3 protein-coding genes are annotated in these 2876 nt (G+C 43.4%); 2 read left to right on the top strand and 1 reads right to left on the bottom strand.

All coding sequences use genetic code 11. From position 1 onward, the window contains the following. Positions 1-902 (top strand): RagB/SusD family nutrient uptake outer membrane protein (locus VNZ46_RS27175; protein WP_325564468.1); only part of this gene is annotated, 902 nt, incomplete at its 5' end. Between the two features lie 21 nt (positions 903-923). Then, positions 924-2024 (top strand): TlpA disulfide reductase family protein, encoded by a 1101-nt coding sequence (locus VNZ46_RS27170; protein WP_325564466.1) that lies wholly within the window; start codon positions 924-926, stop codon positions 2022-2024. 435 nt (positions 2025-2459) lie between these two features. Here VNZ46_RS27170 and VNZ46_RS27165 read toward each other — a convergent pair. Beyond that, on the bottom strand, positions 2460-2876 hold a 417-nt coding region (locus tag VNZ46_RS27165; protein ID WP_325564464.1), incomplete at its 5' end, for a dihydrodipicolinate reductase C-terminal domain-containing protein.

Below are 2876 nucleotides of genomic sequence, written 5' to 3'. Positions count from 1 at the left end.
GAATAGAGATCAAAGACAAGCCGAATCTTCCCATTACCGCCCGGGCAGATGTGAAAACTTCTTATGATTTTATCCTGGCTGATTTGGACGAAGCTATTAAGAACTGCCCTGATTATGCCATCGGAGTAGATAAAGGTTATGCTACAAAGTTGGCCGCTAAGGCTTTAAAATCCAGGGTACTCCTGTATAAGAAAGATTATTCTGGTGCTGCATTACTTGCCAAAGAAGTGATGGCTGGGCCAGCTGTATTGAGCTCAAATTTTGTGAATATGTTCCAAACAGATAAATACCATTCTGATGAGGTGGTCCTGGCTGCTATTACTTTCGCCAATAATAACAACATCTATTACGAAAACGGTAAGACTTATTATTATACCCTGGGAGGTTACATTCTTTCAGACCGTTATACCGCTTTATTGGCCAATGATGCTAGAAAGGCCATAATTGTTAAGACGACTAAAGATCCTGCAGATCCTTCAAAATGGCATGGTGATGGGAAGTTTAGTAAAGGTGTAGATGGCAGCCGGAACGATACGGAATACTATTTCAGACTGGCAGAAGCCTATTTGATCTATGCTGAGGCAGAGGCCCGGAGAGACGGCGGAAATTTAGCAGATGCTCTTGGCGCAGTGAATACCTTGCGGGTCAAACGGGGTGTTTCGATAGTTTCCGCTTCTGGAAAAGCAGCACTATTAACGCTGATCAGAACTGAAAAGGAATTGGAACTTGGTGCAGAATCAGGCGAAGATTGGTTTGATATTGTCCGCTACATCAAAAATGGAGATGTACAGGCACAAAGTGTCAAAGCTACGCTGAAAGATGAAAATAAATTAATACTGCCAATTCCACAGGTGAGTGTAGATGCTTCTGCGGGTGTTATTTTACAAAACCCCGGCTACTAGAATTTTAATATAAATACGATTATGAAACAAAAAATTATCCTTTTAAGCCTCATGGGGCTTGGTTTATGTGCAGGTGCACAACAGAAAAAGAAAGTCGTAACGCCGAAGGCAGGTTATTCAGTTGATGGGTATATTGAGGGTTTAAAGACACCCTACGTTTATCTGTCTGTAGGAGGGAAAAGAGACTCAGTTCCGGTAAAGGACGGTAAGTTCACCTACAAAGGGAGTGTAGATGAACCTTCAGGCGCCTACCTTACCGACCAGGCCAGTTTTGGTGAAATGTTCTATGTAGAAAATACACCCGTAACTATCCGTGGAAAGGTGACAGAACTAAATGACTTTAAAGTGACCGGGGGTAAGACCCAGGAGGAAGAAAATGCCTTGAAAGCAAGTACAAAATCTCTGAATACCAAAATCAGTCAGTTGTACAAGGATTATGATGCTGCAGAGAAGGCGAAGGATTCTGCTGCTGTTGAACGCATAGAAAAGGAATTGAAACAGCTGGATGCCGAAGAACATCAATTGACAAAGACATTTATAAGCAGCCATCCTAAAAGCTATGTGAGCCTTAATAAGATCAAAGGAATGGGCTATAGCATAGATTACTCGGAAATAGAGCAGTTGTTTCAATCGCTTGATGCTGGTTTAAAGAGTTCTCAAGCTGGTAAAAAAGTAGAGGCCACCATAGCCGTTTTAAAGCGTGGGGGAAATGGACAGAAAATGATCGATTTTACGCAGAATGACCTTTCAGGAAAACCAGTGAATTTCTCTTCATTCAAGGGTAAATATGTTTTGGTTGATTTCTGGGCTTCCTGGTGTGGTCCCTGCAGGGCCGAAAATCCGAACGTATTGAAGGCTTATCAGAAATTTTCACCCAAAGGCTTCACCGTTCTTGGCGTATCTCTGGATGATAGTGCGGAAAAGTGGAAAAAAGCCGTAGAGGATGATAAGATGCCCTGGACACAAGTTTCTGATCTGAAAGGCTGGAAAAATGAAGTGTCTACTTATTACGGCATCCAGGGCATACCTTCCAATTACCTTGTCGATCCAAATGGCGTCATCATTGCCAGGAACCTTAGAGGAGTTGCGTTAGAACGTAAACTTCAGGAATTGCTTAAGTAAGGTTTGAGGAATTTGTGGTCTGATAGGGTTGTTTGAAATGAACCAGACAGGTTGTTTAAAATGAAAAAGAATAAGGTTTCCGCTCGAATGCTGCTTAAGCTTAGGCGGGCTGAAAAAGCCCGCAAACCTTAAAAGGCATTCTCTGCGAAAATCTTATTCTTTTTCTGCAGGGTGCTTACCTGTATGATAACATCTGTATGTTGCACGATCTGTATGCATCATCAGAGATCACCTTAAACATACATTGAGAACCAAAAAACAGACACTCCGCAATAAACAATCAACAAAGTATCTGCGTCATGCGCGGATAACCGCCCCGCTTAAGCACCATGCTCAGAAAATTTCGGATACTCCGAGCGGCCTGACGTGTTCGAGCCCTTCAGCGAGAATATGTAGCCGCAGAGGAGCTATCCGAAATTTTCATAATGTGCGACTTTACATGATACTGTCGAGCCCTCTTTTCAAACCCTTAAACGACCCAACCTCCCGGATCGCCAGCAACGCCCCATCCACATAAGGCGCTGCACTGCTCCCCGCTTCATGTTTTATCGTCAGCTTTTCATCCGCTTTCCCGAAAATAGCCTCCAGCGAAATCACATAACCCGGCAGTCTTACCGCATGAACCTGTGTTCCATTAATCGTTGCCCCCCTGGTTTCTTTAACCCCTTTCGTATCCTCAATAGCGATCGTATGGACCGGTTTTCCCACCTGCGATAGCTTATAAGCCAATTCCAACGCACTTCCACTCGGCGAATCCGGTTTTTGATCACTTGCATAATCAATGATTTCCCATTGCGGCATGTACTTAGCCGCCATTTGCGCAAACTTATTCAATAAAACCACACTAATAGC

This window comes from Pedobacter sp., from assembly GCF_035566355.1.
Taxonomy (GTDB): Bacteria; Bacteroidota; Bacteroidia; order Sphingobacteriales; family Sphingobacteriaceae; genus Pedobacter.
Note: the sequence above shows the minus strand (reverse complement) of the source record. Positions and strands in the feature narration are given on the sequence as shown.

Excerpts from the sequence above, each read along its gene's own strand:
- VNZ46_RS27170 (WP_325564466.1), top strand. The coding sequence starts at position 924 with ATGAAACAAAAAATTATCCTTTTAAGCCTCATGGGGCTTGGTTTATGT.